At 73.3% G+C, this 1952-nt stretch carries 2 protein-coding genes; one reads left to right on the top strand and one right to left on the bottom strand.

Going from position 1 to position 1952, the window contains the following annotated elements; genetic code table 11:
* Positions 1-15: 15 nt before the first annotated feature.
* Positions 16-693: a pentapeptide repeat-containing protein gene (locus tag B7767_RS29250; RefSeq protein ID WP_256923612.1), complete on the bottom strand. Its 678-nt coding sequence runs from the start codon at positions 691-693 to the stop codon at positions 16-18.
* 133 nt (positions 694-826) lie between these two features.
* On the opposite strand from B7767_RS29250, the gene B7767_RS29255 reads away from it, so the two are divergent.
* Positions 827-1952, top strand: a 1126-nt coding sequence (locus B7767_RS29255) for an NAD(P)-binding protein (RefSeq protein WP_085574787.1), incomplete at its 3' end; no start/stop codon positions are given.

The raw sequence follows: 1952 nt of genomic DNA on the forward strand, positions 1-1952 counted from the left end.
CTCACCCCTCCTCCCTCACCCCTCCACCCTGATCCCCAGCTCCCCCGCCAGCACCGGCGCCAGATCCAGCAACTGACCCGTGCTGATCACCGCCCCCGACAGCCGGTCCACCCCCCTCGCGATCTCCAGTGACGCGGCCCCGCGCAGATCCACGTCCTTCAGCGTGGCCTCCGAGAGGTCCACGTCCTTCAGCGCACAGTCCACGAACTCCACGCGCTCCAGCCGGGCACCCCCGAAGTCCGGCTCGACCAGGACACACCCCTCGAAGACGACGTCCTTCAGCCGGGCCGAACGCAGATTCAGGAAATCGATCTTCCCGCCCCGGACCAGCACCCGCTCCAGCGCGGCCCCGTGCAACTGCGTCCCCCCGAGCCGCGCGTCGGTCAGCTCGACATCGCGCAGGGTCGCCCCGGCCAGATCCGTACCCACACCCCGGACACCGGCGAGCACCGAATCCAGCACCCGCACCCGCGACAGCCGCGTCCCGTCCAGCGCACACCCCGTCAGCGCACAGTCCATGAAACGCGCCCCGCCGCCGTCCTGCCCGGCGAAGTCAGACCCCGGGAACTCCAGCCCGTCGTAATCCCCGTCCGGCTCCAGCCCACCCCCCTCGTAACGCTCCAGCGCGGGCAACCGCAACTCAGGACGGACCGCCCCCTTCACACCCCTGCCACCCACCGCTCTCCGCACCATGACCCCATGCTGCACCCCACCACTGACAACCACCCCGACCTGCGAAAACCCCGCCCATGTCACATTTCCGCGCCCCCACTCCGTCGTACCCGCAAAGCCGGAAGGCGACCCCGACCGAGGGAGACCCCCAGCCATGCACCGCATCACCGTCATCGGCGGCGGATTCGCCGGACTCACCGCGGCCATCACCGCCGCGGAGGCGGGCGCCAAGGTCACCGTCCACGAAGCCCACCACACCCTGGGCGGCCGGGCCCGCACCGCCGAAGGCCCCTACCGCACCAACGACGGACCCCACGCCCTCTACAACGGCGGCCCGCACTGGACCTGGCTCCGACAGCGCGGCCTCATCGGCCCGCTCGCCCCGCTCCCACCCCTGGAAGCGGCCCGCCTACGGCTCCGCCACCGGGGCACCCTGCGCCGCACCCCACCCTTCGCCCTGCTGAAACTGCTGCGCCGCGGCGGCACCGAGGCACCCGTCGACACCGACTTCCTCACCTGGGCCACCCGGATCGCCGGCGAAGAGGGCGCACGGGCCGCCGCCCACTACACCGCGGTCGCCCTGTTCCACCACGACCCCGGCTCCCTGTCCGCCGCGTTCGTACAGGAACGCCTGCGCCGAGCCACCAAACTGCCCCCGGAGGCCCACTACCCGCGCGGCGGCTGGGGCGGCCTCATCGACCGGATGGCCGCCCGCGCGTGGAACCTCGGCGTGCGCATGGAGACGCTGTCCCGCATCGACACCCTGCCCACCGACACCCCGGTCGTCGTCGCCACCTCACTGGACTCCGCCCGCCGCCTCCTCGACGACCCCTCACTGACCTGGCCGAGCGGCCGCACCGTCCTGATCGACCTCGCCCTGCGCACCCGCCGCGGCGACGCGTTCGCCGTGTCCGACCTGGACGCACCCGGCTGGCTGGAACGCTTCACCGCCCAGGACCGCACCCTCGCCCCCGCCGGCGAACAGCTCGTCCAGGGCCAGATCCCCGTCGGCCCGCACGAGACCAAGGCCGACGGCACCGCCCGCGCGGAGGAACTCCTGGACCTCGCCTTCCAGGGCTGGCGGGAACGCGTCACCTGGCGGCGGAACGCGGTGGCGAACGGCCGCACCGGCGCCGTCGACCTGCCCGGCACCAGCTGGCGCGACCGCCCCGCCGTCGACCGCGGCGACGGCGTCTACCTCGCCGGCGACCAGGTCGCCGCACCCGGCGTGCTCTCCGAGGTCTCCTTCAACAGCGCCCTGACGGCCGTCTCCCTCGCCC

The sequence above is a fragment of the Streptomyces sp. 13-12-16 genome (assembly GCF_002114215.1).
Lineage (GTDB): Bacteria > Actinomycetota > Actinomycetes > Streptomycetales > Streptomycetaceae > Streptomyces.

What these genes read in the sequence shown, in the direction of transcription:
- B7767_RS29250 (WP_256923612.1), bottom strand. Translation starts at nt 693, where the DNA reads ATGGTGCGGAGAGCGGTGGGTGGCAGGGGTGTGAAGGGGGCGGTCCGT.